The organism is Arthrobacter sp. DMZ02-1R, assembly GCF_057747935.1.
Genome location: NZ_CM173230.1, coordinates 4,456,821 through 4,480,629 on the forward strand (window position 1 = coordinate 4,456,821; position 23,809 = coordinate 4,480,629).

At 61.4% G+C, this 23,809-nt stretch carries 23 protein-coding genes and 2 pseudogenes; 11 read left to right on the forward strand and 14 right to left on the reverse strand.

The genetic code is table 11. The annotated features are described in order from the left end of the window. Window positions 1–30 precede the first annotated feature (30 nt). Both AC3ANQ_RS21180 and AC3ANQ_RS21185 read right to left on the reverse strand, forming a co-directional pair. On the reverse strand, window positions 31–1,077 hold the full coding sequence (locus tag AC3ANQ_RS21180; RefSeq protein WP_488302853.1) for an ABC transporter permease: 1,047 nt from the start codon (window positions 1,075–1,077) through the stop codon (window positions 31–33). After that, window positions 1,074–2,534, reverse strand: coding sequence for a sugar ABC transporter ATP-binding protein (locus AC3ANQ_RS21185; protein WP_488302854.1), 1,461 nt, complete (start codon window positions 2,532–2,534; stop codon window positions 1,074–1,076). The genes AC3ANQ_RS21180 and AC3ANQ_RS21185 overlap by 4 nt, the downstream gene beginning before the upstream one ends. A gap of 273 nt (window positions 2,535–2,807) precedes the next feature. Between AC3ANQ_RS21185 and AC3ANQ_RS21190 the strand changes: the two genes are divergently transcribed. The 3 genes and pseudogenes from AC3ANQ_RS21190 to AC3ANQ_RS21200 all read left to right on the forward strand — a co-directional run. Then, window positions 2,808–3,572 (forward strand): GntR family transcriptional regulator, encoded by a 765-nt coding sequence (locus AC3ANQ_RS21190; RefSeq protein ID WP_488302855.1) that lies wholly within the window; start codon window positions 2,808–2,810, stop codon window positions 3,570–3,572. 46 nt (window positions 3,573–3,618) lie between these two features. Continuing rightward, complete coding sequence (locus tag AC3ANQ_RS21195; protein WP_488302856.1) at window positions 3,619–4,848, forward strand: LVIVD repeat-containing protein; 1,230 nt, start codon at window positions 3,619–3,621, stop codon at window positions 4,846–4,848. 855 nt (window positions 4,849–5,703) lie between these two features. After that, window positions 5,704–5,947: pseudogene (locus tag AC3ANQ_RS21200) on the forward strand (IS30 family transposase); the annotation flags it as partial. A gap of 510 nt (window positions 5,948–6,457) precedes the next feature. Here AC3ANQ_RS21200 and AC3ANQ_RS21205 read toward each other — a convergent pair. The 3 genes from AC3ANQ_RS21205 to AC3ANQ_RS21215 form a co-directional block, all read right to left on the reverse strand. After that, the gene (locus AC3ANQ_RS21205; protein WP_488302857.1) at window positions 6,458–6,997 is read right to left on the reverse strand and encodes a flavin reductase family protein; all 540 of its coding nucleotides are present in this window, start codon (window positions 6,995–6,997) and stop codon (window positions 6,458–6,460) included. Next, window positions 6,994–8,217 carry an acyl-CoA dehydrogenase family protein gene (locus tag AC3ANQ_RS21210; protein ID WP_488302858.1) on the reverse strand — a complete coding sequence of 408 codons (1,224 nt, stop codon included), beginning with the start codon at window positions 8,215–8,217 and terminating at the stop codon, window positions 6,994–6,996. Before AC3ANQ_RS21210 ends, AC3ANQ_RS21205 begins: the two co-directional genes overlap by 4 nt. A gap of 92 nt (window positions 8,218–8,309) precedes the next feature. Next, the gene (locus AC3ANQ_RS21215) at window positions 8,310–9,176 is read right to left on the reverse strand and encodes a PaaX family transcriptional regulator C-terminal domain-containing protein (RefSeq protein WP_488302859.1); all 867 of its coding nucleotides are present in this window, start codon (window positions 9,174–9,176) and stop codon (window positions 8,310–8,312) included. A 445-nt stretch (window positions 9,177–9,621) separates the two neighbouring features. Here AC3ANQ_RS21215 and AC3ANQ_RS21220 point away from each other — a divergent pair, with 445 nt between their 5' ends. Beyond that, on the forward strand, window positions 9,622–9,960 hold the full coding sequence (locus AC3ANQ_RS21220; protein WP_488302860.1) for a hypothetical protein: 339 nt from the start codon (window positions 9,622–9,624) through the stop codon (window positions 9,958–9,960). Window positions 9,961–10,089: 129 nt separating this feature from the next. Here AC3ANQ_RS21220 and AC3ANQ_RS21225 read toward each other — a convergent pair whose 3' ends face one another. After that, the gene (locus tag AC3ANQ_RS21225; RefSeq protein WP_488302861.1) at window positions 10,090–10,566 is read right to left on the reverse strand and encodes a MarR family winged helix-turn-helix transcriptional regulator; all 477 of its coding nucleotides are present in this window, start codon (window positions 10,564–10,566) and stop codon (window positions 10,090–10,092) included. Window positions 10,567–10,714: 148 nt separating this feature from the next. Between AC3ANQ_RS21225 and AC3ANQ_RS21230 the strand changes: the two genes are divergently transcribed. Further along, window positions 10,715–11,650, forward strand: coding sequence for an NADP-dependent oxidoreductase (locus AC3ANQ_RS21230; RefSeq protein WP_488302862.1), 936 nt, complete (start codon window positions 10,715–10,717; stop codon window positions 11,648–11,650). 171 nt (window positions 11,651–11,821) lie between these two features. Here AC3ANQ_RS21230 and AC3ANQ_RS21235 read toward each other — a convergent pair. Further along, window positions 11,822–12,478 (reverse strand): annotated as a pseudogene (locus AC3ANQ_RS21235) (transposase); the annotation flags it as partial. 493 nt (window positions 12,479–12,971) lie between these two features. Between AC3ANQ_RS21235 and AC3ANQ_RS21240 the strand changes: the two are divergent. Together AC3ANQ_RS21240 and AC3ANQ_RS21245 are read left to right on the forward strand one after the other, a co-directional pair. Beyond that, window positions 12,972–14,198 (forward strand): IS110 family RNA-guided transposase, encoded by a 1,227-nt coding sequence (locus tag AC3ANQ_RS21240; protein WP_488302863.1) that lies wholly within the window; start codon window positions 12,972–12,974, stop codon window positions 14,196–14,198. Between the two features lie 216 nt (window positions 14,199–14,414). Next, window positions 14,415–15,023, forward strand: a complete 609-nt coding sequence (locus AC3ANQ_RS21245) for a hypothetical protein (protein ID WP_488302864.1) — start codon at window positions 14,415–14,417, stop codon at window positions 15,021–15,023. A gap of 32 nt (window positions 15,024–15,055) precedes the next feature. On the opposite strand, the gene AC3ANQ_RS21250 is transcribed toward AC3ANQ_RS21245, so the two are convergent. Both AC3ANQ_RS21250 and AC3ANQ_RS21255 read right to left on the reverse strand, forming a co-directional pair. After that, window positions 15,056–15,664: a recombinase family protein gene (locus AC3ANQ_RS21250; RefSeq protein ID WP_488302865.1), complete on the reverse strand. Its 609-nt coding sequence runs from the start codon at window positions 15,662–15,664 to the stop codon at window positions 15,056–15,058. 181 nt (window positions 15,665–15,845) lie between these two features. Further along, window positions 15,846–16,322 (reverse strand): Lrp/AsnC family transcriptional regulator, encoded by a 477-nt coding sequence (locus tag AC3ANQ_RS21255; RefSeq protein WP_488302866.1) that lies wholly within the window; start codon window positions 16,320–16,322, stop codon window positions 15,846–15,848. A gap of 109 nt (window positions 16,323–16,431) precedes the next feature. Between AC3ANQ_RS21255 and AC3ANQ_RS21260 the strand changes: the two genes are divergently transcribed. Both AC3ANQ_RS21260 and AC3ANQ_RS21265 read left to right on the forward strand, forming a co-directional pair. After that, window positions 16,432–16,902, forward strand: a complete 471-nt coding sequence (locus AC3ANQ_RS21260; RefSeq protein ID WP_488302867.1) for a DUF2000 domain-containing protein — start codon at window positions 16,432–16,434, stop codon at window positions 16,900–16,902. Beyond that, complete coding sequence (locus AC3ANQ_RS21265; RefSeq protein WP_488302868.1) at window positions 16,899–17,861, forward strand: DMT family transporter; 963 nt, start codon at window positions 16,899–16,901, stop codon at window positions 17,859–17,861. Before AC3ANQ_RS21260 ends, AC3ANQ_RS21265 begins: the two co-directional genes overlap by 4 nt. A gap of 361 nt (window positions 17,862–18,222) precedes the next feature. Here AC3ANQ_RS21265 and AC3ANQ_RS21270 read toward each other — a convergent pair whose 3' ends face one another. Beyond that, complete coding sequence (locus AC3ANQ_RS21270; RefSeq protein ID WP_488302869.1) at window positions 18,223–19,155, reverse strand: aldo/keto reductase; 933 nt, start codon at window positions 19,153–19,155, stop codon at window positions 18,223–18,225. Window positions 19,156–19,229: 74 nt separating this feature from the next. Between AC3ANQ_RS21270 and AC3ANQ_RS21275 the strand changes: the two genes are divergently transcribed. Then, the gene (locus AC3ANQ_RS21275) at window positions 19,230–19,841 is read left to right on the forward strand and encodes a TetR/AcrR family transcriptional regulator (RefSeq protein WP_488302870.1); all 612 of its coding nucleotides are present in this window, start codon (window positions 19,230–19,232) and stop codon (window positions 19,839–19,841) included. A gap of 949 nt (window positions 19,842–20,790) precedes the next feature. Here the strand turns inward: AC3ANQ_RS21275 and AC3ANQ_RS21280 are convergent. After that, window positions 20,791–21,114: a hypothetical protein gene (locus tag AC3ANQ_RS21280; protein ID WP_488302871.1), complete on the reverse strand. Its 324-nt coding sequence runs from the start codon at window positions 21,112–21,114 to the stop codon at window positions 20,791–20,793. 223 nt (window positions 21,115–21,337) lie between these two features. On the opposite strand from AC3ANQ_RS21280, the gene AC3ANQ_RS21285 reads away from it, so the two are divergent. After that, window positions 21,338–21,700: a hypothetical protein gene (locus tag AC3ANQ_RS21285; RefSeq protein ID WP_488302872.1), complete on the forward strand. Its 363-nt coding sequence runs from the start codon at window positions 21,338–21,340 to the stop codon at window positions 21,698–21,700. Between the two features lie 8 nt (window positions 21,701–21,708). On the opposite strand, the gene AC3ANQ_RS21290 is transcribed toward AC3ANQ_RS21285, so the two are convergent. The 3 genes from AC3ANQ_RS21290 to AC3ANQ_RS21300 all read right to left on the reverse strand — a co-directional run bounded on the left by AC3ANQ_RS21290 (window position 21,709) and on the right by AC3ANQ_RS21300 (window position 22,917). Further along, the gene (locus tag AC3ANQ_RS21290; protein WP_488302873.1) at window positions 21,709–22,077 is read right to left on the reverse strand and encodes a hypothetical protein; all 369 of its coding nucleotides are present in this window, start codon (window positions 22,075–22,077) and stop codon (window positions 21,709–21,711) included. Window positions 22,078–22,079: 2 nt separating this feature from the next. Next, window positions 22,080–22,388 carry a hypothetical protein gene (locus AC3ANQ_RS21295; protein ID WP_488302874.1) on the reverse strand — a complete coding sequence of 103 codons (309 nt, stop codon included), beginning with the start codon at window positions 22,386–22,388 and terminating at the stop codon, window positions 22,080–22,082. A gap of 121 nt (window positions 22,389–22,509) precedes the next feature. Then, on the reverse strand, window positions 22,510–22,917 hold the full coding sequence (locus AC3ANQ_RS21300; RefSeq protein ID WP_488302875.1) for a DUF6984 family protein: 408 nt from the start codon (window positions 22,915–22,917) through the stop codon (window positions 22,510–22,512). Window positions 22,918–23,809 lie beyond the last annotated feature (892 nt).

The following is a 23,809-nucleotide window of genomic DNA, read 5'->3' on the forward strand; positions in this document are numbered from 1 at the left end:
TCTGTTCGTGGTTAAATCGGGCGAACCTGCCTACTTTGAGATGCTGCCTTCCGGCGCCTCAACTTTGGCCGGCTTTATGGGGTTTGCTGGCTTGGTGACCTGGCGTCGGTTCTTGCGGATACGCCGGCTCGCGTACCCGGCCAATCCCACGCCAATGATCAATGTCACACCGTTGAAGAGGGGTTGCACGTAGTAGGATGCGCCGATCTGCTGGAGTCCGGCGATTCCGATTCCGAGCACAATGACCGCGACGACGGTACCCCAGGCGTTCGGGCGGCCGGGCTTAATGGTGGCCGAACCGAGAATCGCGCCGACGAATACCGGCAATAGATAGTCGGGGCCGGTACTCACCGATCCGATACGCAGTTGGGAGGCAATGACGATGCCGCTAAAAGCGACGATCAGGCCGGACACCACGAACACGCCGATGATGATTCGTCCGGACGAAATACCAGTTAGTTCGGCAGCTCGTCGATTTGCGCCCACCGCGTAGAGGTAGCGCCCCGTCGGGGTGTATTCCAAGATGAACCAGCTGAGTGCAGCGAGGAGCAGGACGTAGTACGCGGGGGCTGGTATGCCGAGAATTTTGGTTGAGTAGATGTCGATGAAGCCCGGGGGAAGGCTGCCGAAGAGTTGGTTGCCGTCGGTGTACCAATTGGCAACGGCAAATGCCACGGTACCGATGCCGAGGGTTGCAATGAAGGAATCGATCTTGAACACATAGACGAGCAACCCGTTCAAGAAACCGACACCAACGCCGATGGCCAGTACAAGTGCGACCGCGACACCCCAAGGCAAATCCTGCTTAACGATGAACCCGACCGTCAATATGCTCTGCAATCCGGCCATATAGCCAATGGACAAGTCGAATTCGCCGATGATGACGACGATCATTTCTGCGAGAGCGAGCATGGCAATGATGGAGGTGCTGTTCAGGATCGCCTGCACAGTGACGAGCGTCGGAAACGTGCGCGGCAGCGCCAGGCTGAAGATCACGATAAGGAGCAAAGCGATCATCGGCAGCAGGTACCGAGACAATAGATTGCGCCGCTTTGATTTGGTGGTGCCGGTGCTCATGAGATTGGGCCTTCCTGGTTGGATCCGCTGGCATTGTGCGTGAGCGAGTCCACCGTCAGGTTGCCGCCCCTGAGTTCTGCGCAGATGACTCCCTTGTCGAAAACCAATGCGCGGTCGCAAACGATGGACAGTTCTTCGAAATCACTCGAGACGACGAGAAGGGCGAGGCCTTCGTCCGCGAGGGCTTGCATCAGTGTGTAGATCTCGGCTCGGGCACCGACGTCGATGCCTATGGTTGGCTCCTCGAGGATGAGCACGTTGAGTTCGACGCTCAACCACCGTCCGAGCACCACCTTCTGTTGATTGCCACCGGAGAAGGTTGCAACGATGGCTTCCGGTTCAGCAGGGCGCAGATGCACGTCGCGGGCGAGCAACTCCGCCTCCCGTCGTTCCTTCGCCCCAGTGAGATGGGGAAAGCGGAAATCCTTGGATACACCTGGGTTGAGAAAGAAATTCTCCCTTACGGTGAGGGTCATCGCGAGAGCCTCCTGCTCCCTCCGACTGGTCGCGAACCCAATTCCGGAGGCGATCGCGGATCGGACGCTGCGTACGTCCAAAGCACTACCGTTGAGTGAGATCACGCCCTCGGCGAGTGGGGCGATTCCGGCCAGCGCGCGACCCACCTCTTCATGGCCTGCCCCCCGGAGCCCGGCAAGTCCCAGAATTTCCCCGCGGTGCAACCGCAAGTTGAAGCGACCCTTCGCTTCAGTAACTTGACCGCCGACGACCTCCAGCAACAACTCCCGATTCTCGGAATGGGGACGACGATCGTGTTTGACGAGAGTGCCACCCACAATCGCGGAGACAATCTGCTGGTCCGATATGTCGGAGATCGCTGTATCAACAATGACCCGTCCGTCACGCAGAACGGTCACCCTGTCAGCGATCTGCCTGATTTCATCGAGGCGGTGTGACACATATAAGATGCTGACTCCGCGATCCCTTAGTACATTCAGGATCGTGAACAACCTCGCAACATCAGCATCAGGAAGGCTAGCGGTTGGTTCGTCCAGAACAAGGACCCGGCAGTCCATCGAGACTCCGCGCGCAATCGCGACCAGAGACTGATCCGCCCGTGTCAGCGTGCCGACTTTCGCATCGGCGTCAATGCCACCACCGACAGCGGCCAAGGCATCAATAGCTTGCTGCTTCACCGCTCTCCACGAGATACGACCTCCGCGGCGAGGATAGCCACGAAGCAGCGCGATGTTCTCGGCCACGCTCAGATCAGAGACGAGAGCGAGATCTTGGTGGATAAATGAGACTGGGACATCACCGGAAAGTACGTCGCCGTCGATCAAGATCTGTCCGGCGTCAGCTTTGTAAAATCCGGAGAGAATTTTAATCAGAGTCGACTTTCCGGCACCGTTCGCTCCGAGGAGCGCGTGAATCGTCCCCGCCGCCACGTCGAAGCTCACGTCCAACAGCGCTACCGCACCATCGAAGGTCTTACTCACATTTTGGATCGACGCCCTCGTCGGCTCCAATGACTGTCGTTGCATCAACTCAGACTGTATCCACTTCTCGATCCTGTCAAGAGAAGCTTTTCTCGGAGTTCCGGGCAGCGGAGATAAGGCGGCGGCAAGAAGTGGGAGGTTCACTTCCGGAGACACTGGCAATCTGCCCCTGTGCTGCGGAGGAATCGGATGACTGGAGGTATGCGTTCAATCCGCGGCCTGGCCGAGGTCTCTTGCGTTCGAGCCCTGGGGTGGTGCAGAGTTGTTTCATAAGTGGATACAGTGAAGGCGATCATGGACAAGATGAAAAGTGCGAGCGTAAACGTTCCGGCGATGAACAAAATTCGACTCGGTGACAGGATGATCGACGTCCGCAACGAGCTGCGCAAGGCCATCATCAGCGGCGAGCTCGTTGCCGGATCAGTCATATCCAGCGTTCAGCTGGCGCAGAAATATGGCGTCAGTCGAACCCCTATGCGCGAGGCCTTGCGGATGTTGCAGGAGGAGGGCTTTGTGACGATTGAACGAAATCAGCGGCCCCGGGTCGCGACGTTCTCATCCGAAGAACTCGAGGCCGTGTTCGCCCAGAGAATCCTTCTCAGTGCGCTGTGCACAACGCTGACGGTTCCGATACTAACTGACCTCGATTTACACAGAATGGCGGGGATCATCGACGACCTCGCGGACGCCGAAGAACGTAATGACCACTACGGCTGGGGAGAGGTTGACGACACCTTTCACCAGTGTCATTACATGCACGCCCCAACGGCGATTCGATCCGACCTCTATCGGCTGAATGAACGTGCTCAGATGTTCCGCTACATGTGGCTGGGACAACGACACTCCACCATGGCACTCGCCATGGACGATCATCCCGCCATATACGAGGCGTGCGTCGCCCGCGACGCACGCCGGGCGGCCGCTCTTGTCGCGCACCACTTCGCCACCGTCGCGATCGCATTGCTCGCCCGCACGGACCCGTCACATGAACCGACCGCCGTGCGGGAAGCGCTCCGACTCGCGAGCAATTGGCAGTAGCAATTCCAGTTCTGACCGTTCATGGTGACCAAGAAGGGCAATGAGCATGTCAACGAAATCTGACTTGATACCCGACAGCGCACGCGGAATCTCCTTCGTCGGTCATTCCGACCAGGGCGGACGAGGGGACGGTTGCCAAGTGATGATTGCCAACGGTCACGCATACGTCGGCCACATTTTCAGCGGAGGCGTGAGCGTTATCGATGTTTCCGATCCGCGGTCGCCTCGTACCGTGAATTTCATTCCCACACCCCCGAACACCTGGTCGATTCACCTGCAGACCCACGGGGACCTCATGCTTGTCATCAATGAGTTCGACTTCTACTCGCAGTACCAGACTGAGAGCGATTACTACGGGCGGTCGATCAACGAGACCGGCGGGCGCCATTTCACCGCAGGCGTGCGTGTGTTCGACATCAGCAAGCCAGCAGAACCCCGCGAAATCGGATTCATGCCAGTCGACGGAAAGGGTATTCACCGGCTGTGGTGGGATGGCGGACGATACGCGTACGCATCGATCATGCCCTGGGGCTTCACGGATCACATTTTCGGGGTCATCGACCTCATAGACCCCACCCAACCGCTCGAGGTCGGACGATGGTGGTTTCCCGGCATGTGGACGGCCGGAGGGGAAACGCCCGCCTGGACAAATCGTTGGGCGCTGCACCACGCCGTTGTTGCCGAGAACATCGCCTACTGCGGCTGGCGTGACGGAGGACTCGTCATGCTCGACGTCAGCAATCCGACTGCGCCCGCTTTGATCTCACATCGAAACTGGGCTCCACCATTCGGCGGGGGCAGCCACTCCGGATTGCCTCTTCCCGATCGCGGTCTTTGCATCGTTCCCGACGAGGCGATCGCCGACAACTGCTCCGACGGCCTGAAGCGCACGTGGGTACTCGATGTTTCGGTCCCTACGAATCCCGTTACGATTTCAACTTTCCCAACGCCAGATGAACGCGAATACGCCGCGAAAGGCGGTCATTTCGGTCCGCACAACGTGCATGAAAATCGCGTCGGGTCATTCCAAAGTTCCGATCTAATCTTCTCTACGTACCAGAATGCCGGCGTACGCGTCTTCGACATCACCAACCAGTTCCAGCCTAAAGATGTTGCTCACTTTGTGCCGCCCGCCCCCACAAAGTGGAATGACTATCGGCCCGGGCGTCCGCAGGTGATCCATTCGACCGACATATACGTGGCTCAGGACGGACTGATGTACGTGACCGACTTTTCCGGCGCTGGCCTCTTCATTCTTCAATACGAAGGGTGCTAACGACCGCGCACCGAGAGGCGAATTTTTCGAAACTGCGGTCGACTTGACACCGGCGTGGCCGCGTGCCCGCCGCCCGTCGGCGCTCACGGGTCAGGGTATTTGCCGGACAGCGTGCCGCTGGCCTCGTCGTTTGAGGTGTTGGTCAGTTCTGGTTGGCGGCGGGAGAACAGCATTTTGGCGATGACGGTACAAGAAAGCTGGGGGCGATGACTCCGGCTCCATTCGCGGGGCGATTGGCTCGATAGACTGCCGCCAGAGGCCACGATGCCTCCGACCATGACATTGAGGCCAGCCGTGGGGACCATGGCGGCGACATCAGCCCACCACGAGGGCGCCCGGCAGCGCTGATCCTCGCAGTCAGCGTGTTGGCTGCGACGATCACTTCGTCGGCGGCCAGTTGCTCGGCGAGACGGCCTGGATCATCCGCGTATGATTTCCCAGTAGGCCCGCCTGACTGCCAATTTGGCAACGCAGGTCTTGGGACTGCGCCCCGGGACCCGAAGTACGCCCTGTCGCGATCGTCGACAATTGGGAAGATGCTACGGCCGACAGAGGCCCGCGGGCGTGCGCATGTGCGGCTTCGGTCCACGCTTCGCGGAACACGTGGATCTGTTCGGCTTGGAGCTGATGGAAGGGTAAGGCGGAGTCTTCCCCGAGCAGTGTCGAGTTCATGAGGTTCATGCCTTGCTCGGTGTCAGTGATGGTCGAAAACTGAGCCGTTTCGTGGGCTTGGCGTCCAGTGGTCGTTGCAACACCTGAGCGAATTAGGAGTTGCAATTGGCAGAGATGAAGAGACCAAGGAAGTCCCGGGGCGCCCCTCCGAAAAACGCTGCACGGGCTCACTATGATCAGCTGATGAAACAGGGAATCGGCAATTCTGAGGCCTGCCGGACTGGGAATCAGCCGTAGCTCCGGCACTCGATGGCGGCATGGCCACACGGTCGTCTTAAAGTCCGGAGACATCAAGAAGTACGCGCCGATTTCGCGGCAACGGCCTGCGGTGATCTCCGCCTGGTTTATCTCCGAGTCGGAACGAATCACGATCGCGGACCTGTTGCATGCCCGGCGCAGCATCCGTGCGATTGCCATGGAACTCGGGGGGGGGGGGGGAGCCCGTCGACTGTGAACCGTTTCAACGGCTGCTGAATTCCGCCGCCGTCACAATGGCTCAGTTTTCGACCGTCACCAACACTCGGCCGCCCAACGTGCGGTCTGCCTGGAGCCAGCGCTCCACCAGATGCGTTCCCGCATGTCAATGGTCCATAGTTTGTGCCCGGGCGGCCAGCAAATGATCGTGTCAAGTATTTCTGGCCCCGTAAGGACGGGATCACAGTCAAGCAAAAATGTCCGCTGGTGGCCATTGACATGGGTGCCCGCATCGACACACTAGCTTATGTAGATGAGCAGCGGCGGAGAGATGGCGAGCTCGGGTGTGTGGTGGATGAAATCGCCCTTCAGATCGGGTCAGACCCCGCGAATAAGGTGCAGTTCGCACCCGATCAGCCCGCGCTGAATCTTTTGAGAACTGGCCGTAGCCTGGCGAAGGTGTTGGCCCAGTTCTCGTTCCCCACTGCGGGAGCCGTTGCGCATTGGTCGATTCCGACGGGCGCTAGCCCTGAGGCGAGAGGCGTCGGTAGCTGCTTCCGAAGAACACCAGAGGGGACTGGTCGACACGCAAACCGCCTTGCTTGATCTCGAGAACAACAATGGTGTGATCCCCGGCGTCGACCTCTTGCCAGATGACGCATTCGAACCAGGCGTTACCGTCCCCGAGGAACACCGCACCGTCTGCTGTGCTGTGCCAGTCGACTCGTGAGAACCGTTCTGAGGCGCGGCCGGCAAGTGCACGACTTGTCTGCTCTTGATGCTCGCCAAGAACGCTCACACCGATTCGCGCGGATTCTCGGATGACTGGCCATGTCTCGGATGAGAGTTGGACATTCAGGGAGATAAGGGGCGGACGGAGCGACACGGATGTGAATGAACTAACTACCATTCCGACCGCTTGTCCCTCTACCTCTGCGCAGATTGCCGCAACACCGCTGGGGAATTGGGCAAACATTCGGCGCAAGTCTGTGGTGTCCAACGAACTGGAAAGTGAAGCGGTCAGCGGAGCTGGCTTCTTCGATATTGTCTCTTCAATTTTCATAGGAACGGCCGCCCGTCGATCTCGGGACCGCCTGCGCCGTGCTCCGTCAGCAGAAACGATCCGATTGTTGTGTAAGCCGTTTCGACCATATTGATGTGGTTTGCCGCGGTGTTAATGTCCCGGAAAGCCTGCTCGATGGCTCGTCCACGGAAAACGGCGCTCGATCCTGCCATTGCGAATACGAGGTCCACCGCCTCTTTTGACGCTCGGACAGCGAAGATATTGGCCTCCCTCAGACGCACCTTCAACTCTAAGGGAAGGTCATTGCCGAGCTGAGCGAGCGTAAACGCCTCCCGCACTGTCTTGTGGAGAAGCGTGCGTGCCGCACGAACCAGCACGTCGGCCTTCGCATATGCGATCCGATGCGGTTGGGAATGACCCATTGCGGCTTGACGAGTCGAACCAACCAGAGGTCCTTTTGCAACGGCGTCCGCAAAGTCGCTCATGGCCTTGCTGGCCACACCTAACGCGTGCGCACCGTGCCCCATTTCGGGTAATTCCCCAATCCGGAATACCGGGCCGTCGTACACAGGCCTGCCGGAGAACTCCGTGATCACCTGATCATCCGGAACGAACAGGTCAGATATTTCGAAGTCGCCACTACCAGTTCCTCGTAGACCGAGCCCATCCCAGGTATCGATCAGGGTGGCCTGGGCAGCGGGCCAGATTGCGATCACCGGCTCCGGCTGCCCGTCGGGGCCTAGTGACGGATTGCCGCTGTCGTCGGCGGCGACCGATATTCCGCCTAGCCAGGTCGCGTACGGTGAACCGCTGGTAAAAGGCCAGCGCCCGGATATGCGGTAGCCACCATCGACCTTCATGGCGCGCCCTGCCATTCGACCGAGGTTCAACGCGAGGATGAGGCGCCCCCCTGCAACTTCACGAAACCGAGCAAACCGAGCCGGGTCGATAGATCTGAGTCCGATACCCGACTGAATCATCGCCATCCAGCCAACCGAGCCATTTATGCGTGCTATCTCCTCGATCGTCTCCAGCCACTCGATCGGATCCGCCTCGAGACCCCCGACCTCCCGAGAAAGCAGCGCGTTGAAAAGCTGCGCGTCGTAGAGCGCGTCAACGAGTGGTTGCGGAATGCTCCGTTTGAACTCCAACGCCTCTGCAGCATTCTCGATGAGTGGCTCGATGGAGCGGACTCTTTCGAGGAGCGAAACCTTCGAATCAAAATAAAAACCGACCTGATCGGTTGTGGAGATTCGCATCAAGATCCTCCATTGCATCTGTGTCTCGCCGACCCCGGTGGTCGCCGCCTGCAGAAACTAACACAGAATGCTGTCGGTCGTCAATAATCAGACTATTTTGCTCCCCTGTCAGGGGTGGGCGGCATCATTTGTCTGAGTTGTTCTGCGGCGTCGTCTTGGAGGGATTGGTATAGCCGCCATGCAGTAGCCGCAGATCGGTCCCCCGGCCAGGCTGTTCCCAGTTGGGACGACGAAAGTCCAGGGTCTTTTTTTAGCAGCGCGAGCCACTCCGCCCCCAGAAGCGTCAACGTCGGCAGGGCCCCGAAGGGGGGAGCGTCGACGTGCTCCCACTTATCCAGGAAACGATGGTGTGAGTTGCGGAGTTCGTCGGTGTTCCATTCTCTCTCGATGAGGTCCGAAAGGCCGGTGCTTAGATGCGAAGTGCCAATGAAAATGTCGAGATTGGCATTTGCGATAAGGTCTGGATCCAGCCTGCGAGTTACCAATTCCGCCGAAAAGCTATCCAATGCCACCCACAGCCCGTCGCGGAGGGGACGAAACCCGCATTGAGTGAGATGCGTTCTCAGCCGATTACGTAAGTCGCGGCGCTCCTCCGGAACCGAAAAACTGACCAGCGTCCACACCGCAGACGCTGCCGCAAATGGTGCGCGAGCACGAACTCGTGTGCCATCTTCGCCGATGATCTGCATGCCCGCAGCCGTAATGGCGTAAGCCGCAGCACGACCGGCATTGGTCTTCGTGAGGAGCCCACGGTCAACGTGACGAGAGAGGGCCATCCGAGTCGCGTTTGCCGAGACGCCAAGTTGCGCGAGCACGTATAACGGGATCACTGCAGGAAGGTCGCGGCCGGCCATATCGCCGATGCTTGGGTCCATAAAGAGACCACAGAGGTTAGATAACAACTCGACTGCGCTGGGTCGCGCCCCGGACGAGTCGTCCGCAGCATCAATCTCATTCATATGTTCGCCAATCCTGCTTGGCCCCAAACATTACCAGCAATGGCAATAACAGCTCCGAGGAATTACGCGGCTCTTCGTGGTTGGTGGGGGTGATGGAATGGCCCGTGGCCCTGTTGGGATGAGTATGTCAGGGCATTCAATCTGCAACAGAATCACCAGCCTTGAATGAGCCTACCGGGCGGCGGGTGACGCTGCCACCCGCACCTTCAACCGCCCGACTACCGCGTCGGCTCCGTCGCTGTGTTGTCCGATGGCCGGGGCCGTATCGTTGTCGAAACCGACCAGCCACCGGGCTGTCCCACCCGTGTGGCGATGTGGCATCGCGGCGAAAGGAACAGCGTCTCCACCAGATTCGGGACATTCCGGTTGCAGGGGCCGTGGAGTGTGGGGTGCGTTGGAGGCGTCGGGGCTTGTCGTTTCATTAATCGGAGCTGCCGCACTATTCGTGACTGTGCTCTTGGCCGGAATCCAGGTCAACGCATTGTTAACCGCTCCCTCGATTCTGATCCTCGGCGCTGGGATGGGCGCCTGTTTCGGCTGCATCTATGACGTCACTATCGGAGACGTCGCCCAGGCCGAGGCTGACAGTGCCAGGGGGTCTCTCAGAGCCGTCCAGCAGCTTGCCGCCGCAATCGCTCTGCCGATCGTGTACATCCGCCGAGCAGCCAGCAACGGAGGGGTCCACGCGCTCACTGTCAGCGTCGGCGTGGTCTGCGGCATCATCGTCGTCTGTCTCGGTCTCGTCTGGCTGCTCCCAGAATCTGCCCCGCAAGTCCATCATTAAATCCATAATATGCTCCGGAGGAGTCGGCGATAACGTCAGTAGAGAGTCACCACAATTTGACTGATACCTCCCGGGCACTCGAGTCTCGCCGTCCTCCGGACGGCGATCGGGACTGTTCCGGGGCCAGCATCACTTGCGGTTGTCGAGTTGTTCGCGGACTGTCCCGGCGATGTGGGAGAGCGCAATTCCGAGGTTGCGTTGCTGCGTGATGCTAAGCGGGTCGAACACAAGCTCGCGCACACGATTCACATGACCAGGCGCGCTCGTTACCACTTTCTGCATTCCGGTTTCGGTCAGCGTGGCGAGTGTGTATCGCCCGTTGTCCGGATCAGGGCTACGGCTGACCCAGCCGCGTTGCTCAAACCGAACCATGACCTTCGATAGCCGGGGCTGGCTGCTGTCGCATTGAGCGGCCAGGTCGCTGAGGCGAAGGGTGAGGTCTGGGGCCATTGAAAGGCGGGCGAGAACGCTGTATTCGTAGTTCGTCGTCTCGGCGTCGCGTTCCAGCTGCCGATCGAGCAGCGTTGGCAGCGCGATCACGACGGTGAGCAGGTCCTGCCACACCGCCTGCTGGTACTCGTCGAGCCATCGGGGCGAATCGGTCATGACACGAAAGCATACCCCTGATTGGACGGGTTTGACTTGCCGAGGCAACTCAGGCAGAGTCTTTTCAGTTGCCTAGGCAAGTCCCGGCGCAGCATCCGGTCCTCATCACCGAAGGACCGCTAACGACAAACACCATGAGGAGAGTCCTGTGAAGGCAATTCGTTACCACCAGTTCGGCGGCACCGAGGTTCTGCGCGCAGAGGAGGTGGGACTCCCTGTGCCCGCCCCCGGCCAAGTGCTGGTGAAGGTAGCCGCGACCTCGTTCAACCCGGTGGATAACCACATCCGTCTGGGCGTGCTCGCAGAAGCCATCCCGACCCCGCTCCCGATCACGCCGGGCCTGGACGTTGCCGGCACGATCGTCGAACTGGGTGAGGGCGTCACGGGGCTCCAGATCGATGACCTCGTCATCGGGATGTTCCCGTTGAACGAGCACGGCGGTGCCGCGGAGTACGCGGTTATCGCAGCCGAGTTCGTCGCCCCCGCACCCCGCACACTGCCACTGGCCGATGCCGCGGCACTGCCGCTGACCGGGCTTGCGGCCCGGCAGGCCGTCATAGAGTTGGCCGATATCCAGGCCGGGCAGAGCGTGCTGGTCAACGGCGCAGGAGGCGCAGTGGGCAGCATCGTCGTGCAACTCGCCGTCGACGCCGGCGCGACGGTGACCGCCGTCGACGGGCCGCAGCATGCCGACCGTCTGCTCGAGAACGGCGCCTCCAAGTTCGTCGGCCCCCTGGATCTCGACGCGGGCCCATTGGCCGTGGGCGGGCCCTTCGACGTCGTGATTAACCACGTCCGCCTCGACCCGGAGGGTCTGGCGAAACTGACGGCCTACGTCGCTGACCGCGGTATTGCGGTCAGCTCGGCTGGAGCCGTGCCAGCCGACGACGAGCGCACGGTGCGGACAGCGAGTGTGTGGGTGACGCCAAACGGTTCCCACTTGTCCGACCTGGTGTCGCGCCTGGATCAGGGCCGGATCAAACTCAACATCGTCGACCGCAGGCCGCTGCAGGAACTGCGCGCCGTTCACGAAGACGCTGAAAATGGCAAGCTCCTCGGCAAGACGGTCCTGACGGTCAGCTAACCCCGATTCTTCATGACGGTGGGTGATGGTCGTTGGTTCGTGCCGGCGGTTTGGTCGGCGGCTGTTTTCTGTTTCCGGGCGGTCTGAGGTGGCCCCGTTGGTTCGCTTGGGGTTGGCGCCGGTTGCACTTTCGGTGATGGGGCTGATCGTCGGGACGGGATGTGGGTCTGATCAGCCGGGGGCAGGCAGGAGCTGATTGAGGCGCCCGGTGTTTTCCAGGAGCAGTTTCAGGAGGTCTTTCTCGGGGGCTAATTCCGGCAGGAGCAGCTGGTGGCGTCGGGCGCGGGTGATGATTTTCCCGGCTGTCGCGAAGAGCCGGTAGCGCCAGCGTTTGATGTCCCAGGCTTTGGCGTGGTGGCCGTCCGGGAGGGCGGCGAGCTGCATCCAGGAGACGAGGTTGAAGGCCAGGGCAGCGCTGTCCGCCGAGGCCTGGTTCGCGGCGAAGTCAAAGAACGGCAGCTTGCCCAGTCCGGCGTTTTTCAGGGTCTTGATCCAGTTCTCGCACCGGCCCCGGGCCCGGTGCCGGGCATCCAGGAACGGTCCCTGCCAGCGCGGTGGGTTGGTCAGGAACGCGGTGATCCGGTGCCCGTCGGTATCGAGCAGGGTCGACTGCGCCCCGGGGTTCAGCGGCTCGGCGCGCAGGAACAGGTTCGTGCCCGGCGGATAGTCCTGGAGCGGGATGATGTCGGTGGCGTTGATGACCCACGCATCGCTCCGGTCGTTTCCGGACTGGTGCAGGGCCGGTTGCCAGTACTGTTTGTCGTTGATCCAGTCGATCATGTGAGCCTTGCTGAACGGCAGGGTGTAGCTGGTGGAGAACTGCTGCCCGCGGCAGTTCTGACCAACTTCAGCGAGACTGTTATATTTGCCGCGACGATCACCCCGGAGCAGGGAGATGCAGCCGCTGTAGCTATTATATTTGGCTGTCGTTTCCGTGTTGAGGAATATGTTGAGCGTTTCAATGAGCTTTGCGGAGACTGTGCACAGCCACCGCTTACCAGGGTGACGTGCGCTGGGGATGATGACGTGGTGGTTGTGTGCAGACGGTCAAGTGGGTCCGGTCGTCCACAGGTGTGCGGGAAAGCCCGGAGGACAGCTGCCAAAAAACGGTAATACTGGAAAAGGTCTTGAGCCGGCGTGACTCAGCAAAAAACTGACGTGCCTGGCGGCACTGTCTTACCGACGATTTGTTCGCCGGCTCAAGGTCCATCAAAGGGGGTGATGTGCCAGGCGGACATGACTTCATAGGAGCCTGACACGTAGGGACCTGGCCCGCCCCCGACTCATCAGCCATCGAACTCGACTGGGGGCCTCTTCCACCTTGGCAACTGAACCAACCAACGTCATCGCCGGCATCGACACCCACTCCGACACACACCACGTGGCCGTCATCAACGAACACGGCAAGCCACTCGCGGACAGGGAATTCCTGGCCGTGGGATCCGGATACCGCAAGATCGTGGAGTTCATCACCGGCTATGGCACGGTCACGGCCGTAGGCGTCGAAGGGACAGGATCCTACGGGGCCGAAATCGCCAGGACCCTGCGTGGTGAAGGTCTTTGTGTGCTGGAGGTGAACCGTCCGAACCGGGCAGCGCGCCGGCTGAAGGGCAAGTCCGATCCGTTGGACGCCTACCAGGCCGCCCAATCGGTACTCGACGGCCGGACCAAATCGGTCCCCAAGGCCAAAGACGGCCCCGTTGAATGCCTCCGAATCCTGCGCGCCGGACGCACGTCGGCGATGAAGGCCCGAACAGCGGCCGTCAATCAGATCAAGGGTCTTCTCGTTTCAGCTCCGGACAAACTCAGGGCAAAGTACAGAGGGCTGGGCACCGCGGCAATGATCACGGCCCTGCAGCGCACCCGACCTTCAGGCCACATGGCTGACCCCGAGTACGTATGTCTGCTGACACTGAAGGCCCTGGCCAACCGATGCCATTCACTCGCGGGAGAAATCGCCACCGCTGACGCGGCGCTTCAGGAGATCCTGGACAGCTACGCGCCGATGCTCTGTGACCTTCCAGGTGTTGGAACAGAAGTAGCCAGCCAGCTCCTGGTCACCGTAGGAGACAATCCCGACCGCATAGGAAATGAGGCCCAGTTCGCTGCCCTCGTCGGGGTTGCGCCCATACCGGCATCCTCGGGCAAAACCACCCGCCACCGGCTCAGCAGAGGCGGTGACCGCAACGCCAACCATGCCTTGTATCAGGTCGTCCTGGTCCGTATGGCTTCGTGCCAACGGACCAAGAGCTACGTGGCCAAACGTACCGCGGAGGGCAAGAGCAAACGGGAAATCATGCGCTGCCTCAAACGCTACGCAGCCCGGGAAATCTACCGGCAGATTACCAACCCGCAAGCCGCTCCAGACAACACTGATCTGCGCCAACTGCGCACCACACTAGGTTGCACCATCACGACCGCAGCCCGCGAACTTGGCCAATGGCCTTCCAAAATTTCCCTCCTGGAACGAGGCCTCCTCCGCAACGACACCCTCGCCACGAACTACCGCCAATGGCTAACCGAACAAACACTCCAAAGCGCAAGTTGACGCCTAGGGCCAGGGTGCACGGAGCTCTGCGACGGCGCGCCCTGGACCCAACAGCCGGCCACGAAGCGGACGCCCGAATACTGGTTGAAGCGACCTCACGACCCGCCCCTGAGGTTAACGCCGCAATCAAGTTCCTATTGTCAGGCGTTGAGGAGGCGTAGAGTCCTCCTGACGGAACGCTGACATGGTCGATGACCTTATGGGGGCCTAGAGCAGATGAAGAAGACTGCGAGCCGGATGCTGACCCGACCAGCCTTCTGGGCAGCCACTGCGCTCCAGTTCGCAGCGATGGCCCAAGTCTGGGTCGCCGTTCAAGTCGCTTTGAATCCTGGAACATCATTCCGGGACCAGTTGTGGCCATGGGGGGTGGTCTTTTCCGTTGGGCTCACGGTATTCAATCTCCTTTCCCCGCTCTTCATGAAAGCTGTCCCCAAGGACGGGGACAAGCTCAGCGACGAGCAGACCGCCGCACTGGAGCTGGCGCTGCGCACGGGCGATCTTCCCCTCGTCAGTCTCTTTGCTGACTGGGGTCCGGCGCTTAGCAAGAGGCGGCGAGATTTGATGTCCGGCCGCTGGGTGGGACCCACTTTGGTGGCTGGTGTCATCGCCCTAAACATCTATGACTCAGTCGCTGACCCGGATGGTGCCTGGTTTTACTGGATCAGTGCGCTTTTTTATGCAGTCCTAGCGGTGACAGGTGAGGTCACCGTACGGCGGAGACTTCGGCGCGTTCGGGCACTTGAACATCAGCTTGGGGAGCTCCACGGCGGAGGTAGGCCCATCACGAACAATGGAACAGGATCCGGCGCTAACGGGGCCGGGTAGGGGTCTGACCTGCAGGGGAACAGTGGTTGGCGCTAAGGATTCTGTCCCGGTGGCACGGTTCGGGGGTTGCCGATTGGTAGGTGGCGGTAGATGGACGCGCGGGATACGCCGAGTGCTTTGGCGATCCGGGTGGGACTTTCCCCGTTGGCGTGTCTGGCCCGGGCGGCGGCGAGGGTATCGGTATCCATGACCGTTGGGCGGCCTCCGGTGCGGCCTTGAGCCCGGGCGGCCGCGAGGCCGGCCATGGTCCGTTCATGGATCATGTCGCGCTCGAGTTCGGCGAACGCCGCCATCATGACGAAGAAGAATTTCCCTTCCCCGGTCGGGTTGTAGGTCCCGGTCAGGGCTCCGGTGAGAATGCGAAGGCCTACTCCCTGGTCGTGGAGGCCGTCGGCAATGGTGAGGACTTCCTTCACCGACCGGCCGAGGCGGTCCAATTTCCACACGCACAGGGTATCTGTTGGCCGGAGGTGGTCGAGGGCTTCGGCGAGCCCGGGGCGGGCGGTGGCGCGGCTGGAGATTTTGTCTTCGAACATCCGCCCGCAGCCGGCCGCTTCAAGGGCATCTCGTTGGAGCTGGGCGTCTTGTCCGTTGGTGGAGACGCGGGTGTAGCCGATGAGATTGAAATGCCTGGTTGCCATTCGTTTACTGTCGCACAATCCGTCTCACAACACCTGCATACCCTGGCCTGTTGTGAGACGGGTTGTGGGCGGTTTTGGCTCGGCGCGTTGCCTGGGTTCGGGTTCGTCTCGGAACCGGTCGAATATGACACAGCTCTGGTATGCCTTTCAACGGTCGTTGTTGGCAGATTGCTCGGAGCGTTCAGCCGGTGAGGCTGGAGTCGGGGAGGACCGTGGTGGGGCGGATGTGCTCGTAGACGATTGAGGTCCGCACGTCGGCTACCTCCGGCTTCTCTGTCAGGCGATCGATCACGAAGGCGTAGAGGTGGTCGTTGTCGGGCACGGCGACGTGTATTAGGAAGTCTTCGCTGCCGCTGGTGACGAACACTCCCAGTACCTCGGGCAGGCTGGCTGCCCATTCGCGGAAGCCCCCGATGTTGGCCCGGGTCGGGGGGCGGACCCGGACCGCGACGAGGGCCTGGACGGGCCTGCCGATCTTGGCGAGGTCCACCTCAAGGCGCGCGCCGGTGATGATTCCGCGTTCGCGGAGTGAGCGTGTGCGATCCAACGAGGTTGTGGGTGCCACGCCGACCGCCGCGGCCACATCGCGGTTGGTGCGCCGTGCATCGTACTGAAGTTCCCGCAGGATCGCCGTATCAAGTTCATCCAGAACGGTCATGCCTCGAGCGTAGCCGGATTATATACGGATTGCAACATGTAAAGCGTGTTTGAGAATAAACTTGTTTAGTATCAACGTTATTAGTACGTCATATGAGGGTGATTTTAGGATGAGTGAACAGGTCGTAGGTTTCGCGGCGGACGAAGTCCGGACGAGCGAGTCCACCCGCTCGGCCCGGCTGAAGTGGGTCATCGTGGTTGACAGCACGCTGCCGCCTGGCCAGATCGTGAACGCCGCGGCCTGCGTCGCTGCCGCGACTGCGGCCGCCGTCCCAGGACTGCTCGCCGACGGAGGTGCCGATGCAGGCGGCACAGTCCATGCGGGGCTGCCATGGTCGGGATGCACGATCCTGGCCGCCGGGACCGATAAGCTCCGACAGGTACGCGACCAGGCCGGCGGACGTGACGATCTCCTCGTTGTCGACATGCCACGGGCGGCGCAGGAGACCCGTGTCTACGACGACTACCTCAACCGGCTCGCCACCCTTGCCGGTAGCGAGATCGACTATGCCGCCGTCAGCCTGGTCGGCCCCCGCAAGCGTGTCGATCGCATCGTCGGCGGCATGGGATTGCTGCCATGACCGCCACGATCACCCCCGCCGTAACTCCTCAGGCGCGCACCCGCGCCGGCGGAGCGGCCGCGGTGCTGGGTGCCGCGGCCCTGTGGGGCACCGTCGGCCCCGGCCAGGTACTCGCCTCCTCGGCCGCAGACCCCGGCGCCCTGGGCGTGGCGCGTCTCCTCATCGGCGGGCTTGTTCTGGCCGTGTTCTGCCCCAAGCCCGCGGCGTGGCGGCAAGTCCTACGCCGTGAGGTGATCGGCTGGGTGCTGCTGGCGGCCTTGGCCACCGGTGTCTACCAGATCACATTCATGCACGCCGTTCACCAACTCGGCGCCGCCCTGGGCACCACCATCGCCCTCGGCGTCGCACCGGCCGCCACCGGTCTGTGCGCGCGATGGGTGACTCGCGAACGGTTCACCCCCGGATGGGTGATCGGCACCCTCGCCGCCGTGATCGGATGCGCGGTGCTGCTCAATCCCTGGACAGCGACGCCGCCCAGCATCGCCGGGATCGGGATCGCCCTGGTGTCCGGCACCTGCTACGGCGTATACGCTGTCGCAGCCAAACGTTTCCTCCAGGCCGGCGTGCCCGCACTCCCGGCCACCACCACCACCCTGGTGATCGCCGGACTCGCCCTCTCGCCGCTGATGGCTCTGCACCCTGAGCACCTGACCGATCCCGGTTCGCTCCTGCTGATCGCCTGGACCGGTCTGGCCGGCACCACCGCCGCCTACGCCGCGTTCATCTATGGCCTGCACCGCACCACCGCGCAGACCGCGGGAACCCTGAGCCTGGCCGAACCACTCCTGGCTGCAGCCCTCGGAGTCCTCGTGCTCCACGAGCACCTCACGGCCTCCGCTCTCATCGGCTGTGTCATCCTCATCGCCGGTCTGGCCACCGTCACCGCAATGGACGCTCTTCACCGACCACCCACGAGGCCAGACGAGCGGGCCACTGTCGCAATGATGCGTGCAGAGTAACTTTTGTGACGTGCGCGACGTGGATCTAGCCGGATGGATGTCGACGCGCCTATGAAGCAATGGCTTATGGCGCCCTGCCCCTCGACTCGACACAAGAGCGATCAACGTCACTAACAGATTTCGTTTCGAGTCTAACTATCGGCATCAGCTAAAACCGCCAAACGAACCTGCGAAAAAGCCGCCAAACGAACCTGCGAAAAAGCCGCCAAACGAACCTGCGAAAAAGCCGCCAAACGAAGTTAACAGTCACACATGGACGGTCGTCCACGGCTCACACATCGCCGTTCGCGAGAACTGCACTTGAGTTCGTCGTCGGCGCAGCCCTGCGTTCGCCCTGACCGAGGGTACGGCAGGTGCCGCCTTACTCACTCCATTGCGGCGACGCCTCCGTTGCCGTCTCGAAGCGTTCGGCCCAGAGACCGTCGAGTGCTGCAATCGTCGCGTCGTCGAGCTGCACTTCACCGACGGCGACGTTCTCGGCCAAGTGTTCGGCACTGCTCGTGCCGGGGATGAGTAGCACGTTCGGCGCATGCCGCAAGAGCCACGCGAGGCCCACCTGCGACGATGACGCGCCTAGCCGCACCGCTGCATCTTGAACCTCGGGTTGCTCGACTACCTTCGGCAGGCCGGCGAACGAGGAGCCGAGCGGGAAGAACGGGACCCATGCGATGCCCTCCGCGATGCTGAGATCGAGCATCGGCTCGAACCGCCGGGCGACGGGGCCGTATGCATTTTGTACTGCTACGACGCCGGCCGGCAATGCTCGCCGCAGGCCGTCGATCGTGACGGCGCTGATGCCGATCGCGCCGATGAGGCCCTCCTCGCGCATGGCCGTCATCTCGGCGAGCTGGTCGTCGAGGTTGACCACTTGGTCACCTTCGGCGGTGATGCCCGGGCCTACGTCGAGACGCCGAAGGTACACGATGTCGAGACGCGTGCGACCGAGGGTGCGGAGGTTGTCTTCGATCGCCGCGCGCAGCTCGGCCGGTTTTTGGGCGGGCCGGAGGGGGATCGCGCCGCCGGGGTTATTCACGGCGCCCACCTTCGTGGCGATGACGACATCGCTTTCGGGACCGATCGCCCGGCGGATGATGTCGTTGGCGAGGCTGTTGCCGTAGAAGTCGGCGGTGTCGATGTGGTCGACCCCGAGGTCGACGGCCGTCTCCAGGAACCGCACTCCGGCATCCGGGTCGCGGCCGAAGCGCTCGAGTGCCATGGCGCCGTAGCCGATGCGGGAGACGGTGTGGCGGCCGAGGCCAAAGGTTCCGCCGGGTCGGGCTACCTGTGTAGTCATGGGACTTCTCTCGTATACTCAGATATAAACGGAGGATCCTCCGCTATGTGCCACTATATGGAGGTGCCTCCGCTTTGACAACTCAGCCCGTCGCTTCCGCGTCTGCCAGCACCTCTGCTGCCGCCTCTACTCGCGGCCGTGCGCCGCGAGCGGACGCGGCCCGCAACCGCGCTGCCCTGCTGGAAGCGGCGCGATCGGCCTTCTCCACGACCGGCGAAGACGCCTCCCTCGAGGCCATCGCCCGCACGGCCGGGGTCGGGATCGGCACCCTCTATCGCAACTTCTCCACCCGCGAAGACCTGACGGCCGCGGTTTACTCCTCAGAGCTCGATGCGCTCTTCGAGACCGCCGAGCAGCTGCTATCGACCCTGCCAGCGGATGAGGCCCTCCGCACATGGGTAGACCGCTACGCTCTGTTCGTCGCCGCCAAGCGAGGTATGGCAGAGACGCTTCGCGCCAGCGGCCTCAGCGCCGCCACCGCGCGCACGCGTGACCGCATCAACGAGGCCATCGACCTCTTTCTCCGCGCAGGGGCTGACTCCGGCATCCTGCGCGCCGACGTGCCGGCCGACGACGTCACCACCACCCTCGTTGGCATCTTCCTCGCCACCCGCGACTCCACCGACCTCGCCCAGCGCACCCGCCTCCTCGACTTCCTCACGGAAGGCCTGCGTGCGCGCGCCTGAGTCAGCTGCGGTGGGTCGTGGAATGGAGAACCACGCGTTGTGGACGGCAATAATGCATTGGTACAGCAGAGTGCCGCCTCGCTCTTGTGCTGGGCCAACGTTCAGTACCGCCACTGCAAGCGATGCGCTCCTCATCGGCCACGTAGCGCTGTGCAAACCGGCCATTTACTGTTGCGGTTCACAAATCCGCATTCCCACAGACGAAGCACGCCCACTCAACGAGAAGTCTCGCATCTCACGGCTTGCAAGACGACTGAATCGGGCGGATTCATACCAGGGATGGCGGCATGGACGTCTGTGGTTCGGACGGCGGGTCGGGAACCGTTCAGCTGGCAATCAACGGTATCTTTACGCCCCCGGACAACGAGCCAGAGCCGTTAGCGCCGGATCCTGTTCCATTGTTCGTGACGGGCCAGGTACTTGAGCGTACTTTTAGGCAGCCGCCGATTGACGATCACCCATCTTTCGCCAGCGCACGGCTCACGCTCATCCGGCAACAGCCATAATCCCGATTTGACGCCTATAGGAGCATCGGTAGACACACCAAGGTTCAGGGGGTCCGGAGCTCAGCTAGGGCCGCCATGGACCCCACAGCCGGCCGCGCAGTGGACGCCTCATCACCTGGTTGCAGCGCAGCGGAAACCAAGTGATTGATACGGTGGAAATGTCCCGCCAGTCGAAGCAAAACATTGGGGTGGCTGGAAGGGCGCTTTCCCAAGACCAGGGGGCAACGCAATGGGGTTAAGAGGCTTGTTCTTGAGAAGCCGGACCAAGGCAGACGAGGGTCTGCCCGCTGCCAGGCGGATCGGTAGACGGTGCCGACCAGCCACGAATTTAGGAGTCCGGATCGGAGCACAGCGGCTCTAGGACGGGTTATGCCCACTGGAGGTCAGGTGGAGCCCTCCGCGCAGCTCAAAGCTGTCCCCACTGGGTACAACCCGTTCCTGACCTACTCAGCCTCATCCGGCGAAGCGGCGGCGCTTCTTCCGGACGGCGCTGTGGTGATGACCGGTAAAGGCGCAGTGTCGAAGAACCGGTATTCCCTCACAGGAAGGTGGATTGGTTTTCCGGCGGCCTCTGCTTTTTCCCGGATAAAACCGTGGTCTTCCGCGGAAAGTACGACCTGCCCGTGCCGGTCACACGCCATGTCTGTGCGTGCGTCTTTGGTGATCTTGGCCGACATGGCGGGTGGCAGTAGCAGACATGCGGGATTTTCCAGAAGCCAGGTCCGGGTCCCGGAATCGAGTCGGTCCCACTCGTCTTTGAGGCTCATGCTGGTGAATGCCGCCTTTCCTGTCCGGGGCCCTTCCTGATGTGAAGTCCGTCCAGAGTACGCCTGACCTCACGCGGACGTAGGACGCCCCTGCACATTCCCGGCGTGCGTTGTTATCGTTGGAAGGTCCCGTCTGGTCCCCCATCAGATGGGACCTTTCGTTCCTTGGAGCCGTTCCGCTGCCAAAGGACCAGTGCAACGAAGTCCCTCCAGGAGGATCTGCATGTGCGGTCGCTACTCAAACGTCAAGACCATGAACCAGCTGGGCATCGAATTCGGCGCGCAGCTGGGCGCCGGGGTCCGGGAGTCCGCGCCGAATCTGGACGTGCGCCCGACGACGCCGGTGCCTTTTCTGCAGGGCCGGTTGGGTGAGGACGGGCACCTCACAACGCGCCTGAGCAGGCTGTTCAGCACCCGGGCAGCACGACTCGGAACACTCCACGAACTCACCAAACTCGCACCCGTGGCCATCATTGCCGAAACCCTCGGCTACTCCCCCACCACCATCGAACGCCACGCCACCGACTCAGCATCTGCCTACGCCCAATACATCGCAGCGGCAAAGACTTTCAAAGACAGCCATTAGAGCCGTCATCAAGGTCGAGTGGCCCAAGACGCCATCAACTTGCGCTGCACCGACCTCAGGATCTTCACCGTTTCGCAATCGTCCATGCCCGTGGTGATCGACCAGTCGATTCCAGAACCTAAAACGTCGCTGGCGAAGACGACCTCGGTGGCCAGCAGCGCGCGGCGCCAGTCGAACTTTGTCAGGGCTCGCCCCGCTCGGAGATCATCGGCAATCCGATTGCCCTCGTCCAACAAGTCCGCGACGCCACGAAAACCCATCGCGATGGCCATTGCCTCGGTGCATTGCGCTGGCCCGCCCCACTCCAGGATGCCCCGCCAAAGGAGCTTCCGCTCCTCGTCAGCCAGGTCCACTTCGACTTTGGCTTTCGTATTCATAGTCACTCTCCGCGGGTTAGTTCCTGGGACAAATACGTTGCTTCTCCCCACCAAGGCTCCGTCACTACGACCTCGACACCGGGGCCCAAATCGGTGCGCAACTCGTGCAGCAGAACCACACCCTTGGCGATCCACTCCGCATTTCCCGGACCATCGAGCGGAATTCTCTCCTCTTCATACTGCGAGTTCCACAACCTGACCCGTTCAGTAAGTTCGGGCGAAATACCGAGCGATCCCAGATCGACAGGCTTCCCCTCGTTAGTCCACAAAGGTCCGGAACCATAGTCCGGCCAGAACTCCAATCGCGTCATGATCCGAGTATCTCCCGATAACTGGCCCAGAAGGCTACCCAGTCATGCTGCAAACGATGCAATTATCCCTGGCTACTCTCGCCCAGTTAAACCACGGGCGCGTAGGTGGGATGCGAGAGCTTCAAATCCTGATGGATAGCAGAACCCTCCGATGAGGAGTCACTCCATTGTTGCTGGCGGATCGCGGATCTGAGCTGAGCTTGTCGGTAAAGGTGCGCCTGGCCGTGAAGTCGACTTTCCAAGAGTCCAGTTCGAACAATTCATCATTCTGGTCAACGTTCAAAATCACTACAACGGGAGCCCCGTCAGCGTCCTTAAACCAAGCCTCACACGGCGTTTGTCCATACTGCGGATCCGAGCTGGCAGATGCAAAACGCAGGCTCCCCATGCCTCCGTCGTCCATGTCAGCGACCCTTAGGGAGGGAACATCGACTACTAGCCCCTTGACTGCCCGCCGGAGTAGTTCTTGGAGCAGTAAGACTTCTCCGTTCTTGAGGTGTCGGTAATGCACGTCCTTACCAGGATTCATTACGCCAGCTTCTCACGGCGGCCCAACACCCCAAACGGTCAACTGGGCACCCCAGCTACTCCCGGCCCATGAATACCCGACCATGCCAGTTAAGTAGGACGAGTTCAATCAGATGAGAGAACCCGTCCATGGGCGTTTTGCTGTGTTTTTGTCCTGTCTCACGTATTACGAGGCATTCTCACGTTAGTTGAGGCATTTGTCCGCGTGTCTCATCCAAGTTGGGGCATTCCGGGTTTCTGTCTCACTACAGTTGGGGCACGGAACGCGCACCCCTCGCGCGCGTTGGGACCGTGCTCTACGACAGCTACTCCGGATTGCTCTATGACTGGTGCAAGGGAACGAATACGGTCCCCCCTTTCGATTTGAACGCTGCGTTCACGCAGCTTCTCGATGTCGTTCTGGCTGGGCTTCGCACCATTTGATCCCGATAAAGGCCGAGGCGAGGGCGGCGCCAGGTGTCGCTTCTGGTCACGATGCCACGCTGTTGTTGAGCCGGTTGAAGCAGCGTTCAACGACATTCCAGCCTTGCATAGGCCCTCTTTGTCGAAGGCTCGAGGGCGTCCACCTTTGGAACCGTGCCGGGCCCGTCCTGCGATCTGATCTGACCGCCCGGGTATCGTGACTTTGATTTCCCCCGGCCGGTCAGGTAGCCGCGGTTGGCGCTGGGGGTGTAGGCCTTCTCTGCCAGCACCCTGGCGGGCTCATTGCGTGGCCGTCCCTTGGGGCTGCCGGCGACCGAAATGCTCTCCGGCACGGTTTGGAAGAATGAGGTTCGGCGGCCGGGCCGGCGGTGAGGGCAAGCCCCCGCGGCCCTCCCTTGCCGTCCGTCGCAGTGGATTTTGCGCATCATTCCACCGCTGGACTACGTCCGCTGAGAGGGTCCAGTCAATGT

Excerpts from the sequence above, each read along its gene's own strand:
- AC3ANQ_RS21195 (WP_488302856.1), top strand. The coding sequence starts at position 3,619 with ATGTCAACGAAATCTGACTTGATACCCGACAGCGCACGCGGAATCTCC.
- AC3ANQ_RS21205 (WP_488302857.1), bottom strand. The coding sequence starts at position 6,997 with ATGAAAATTGAAGAGACAATATCGAAGAAGCCAGCTCCGCTGACCGCT.
- AC3ANQ_RS21270 (WP_488302869.1), bottom strand. The coding sequence starts at position 19,155 with ATGACTACACAGGTAGCCCGACCCGGCGGAACCTTTGGCCTCGGCCGC.
- AC3ANQ_RS21280 (WP_488302871.1), bottom strand. The coding sequence starts at position 21,114 with ATGAGCCTCAAAGACGAGTGGGACCGACTCGATTCCGGGACCCGGACC.
- AC3ANQ_RS21260 (WP_488302867.1), top strand. The coding sequence starts at position 16,432 with ATGAGTGAACAGGTCGTAGGTTTCGCGGCGGACGAAGTCCGGACGAGC.
- AC3ANQ_RS21250 (WP_488302865.1), bottom strand. The coding sequence starts at position 15,664 with ATGGCAACCAGGCATTTCAATCTCATCGGCTACACCCGCGTCTCCACC.
- AC3ANQ_RS21265 (WP_488302868.1), top strand. The coding sequence starts at position 16,899 with ATGACCGCCACGATCACCCCCGCCGTAACTCCTCAGGCGCGCACCCGC.
- AC3ANQ_RS21210 (WP_488302858.1), bottom strand. The coding sequence starts at position 8,217 with ATGCGAATCTCCACAACCGATCAGGTCGGTTTTTATTTTGATTCGAAG.
- AC3ANQ_RS21300 (WP_488302875.1), bottom strand. The coding sequence starts at position 22,917 with ATGAATCCTGGTAAGGACGTGCATTACCGACACCTCAAGAACGGAGAA.
- AC3ANQ_RS21295 (WP_488302874.1), bottom strand. The coding sequence starts at position 22,388 with ATGACGCGATTGGAGTTCTGGCCGGACTATGGTTCCGGACCTTTGTGG.
- AC3ANQ_RS21180 (WP_488302853.1), bottom strand. The coding sequence starts at position 1,077 with ATGAGCACCGGCACCACCAAATCAAAGCGGCGCAATCTATTGTCTCGG.
- AC3ANQ_RS21255 (WP_488302866.1), bottom strand. The coding sequence starts at position 16,322 with ATGACCGTTCTGGATGAACTTGATACGGCGATCCTGCGGGAACTTCAG.
- AC3ANQ_RS21245 (WP_488302864.1), top strand. The coding sequence starts at position 14,415 with ATGAAGAAGACTGCGAGCCGGATGCTGACCCGACCAGCCTTCTGGGCA.
- AC3ANQ_RS21215 (WP_488302859.1), bottom strand. The coding sequence starts at position 9,176 with ATGAATGAGATTGATGCTGCGGACGACTCGTCCGGGGCGCGACCCAGC.
- AC3ANQ_RS21285 (WP_488302872.1), top strand. The coding sequence starts at position 21,338 with ATGTGCGGTCGCTACTCAAACGTCAAGACCATGAACCAGCTGGGCATC.
- AC3ANQ_RS21225 (WP_488302861.1), bottom strand. The coding sequence starts at position 10,566 with ATGACCGATTCGCCCCGATGGCTCGACGAGTACCAGCAGGCGGTGTGG.
- AC3ANQ_RS21290 (WP_488302873.1), bottom strand. The coding sequence starts at position 22,077 with ATGAATACGAAAGCCAAAGTCGAAGTGGACCTGGCTGACGAGGAGCGG.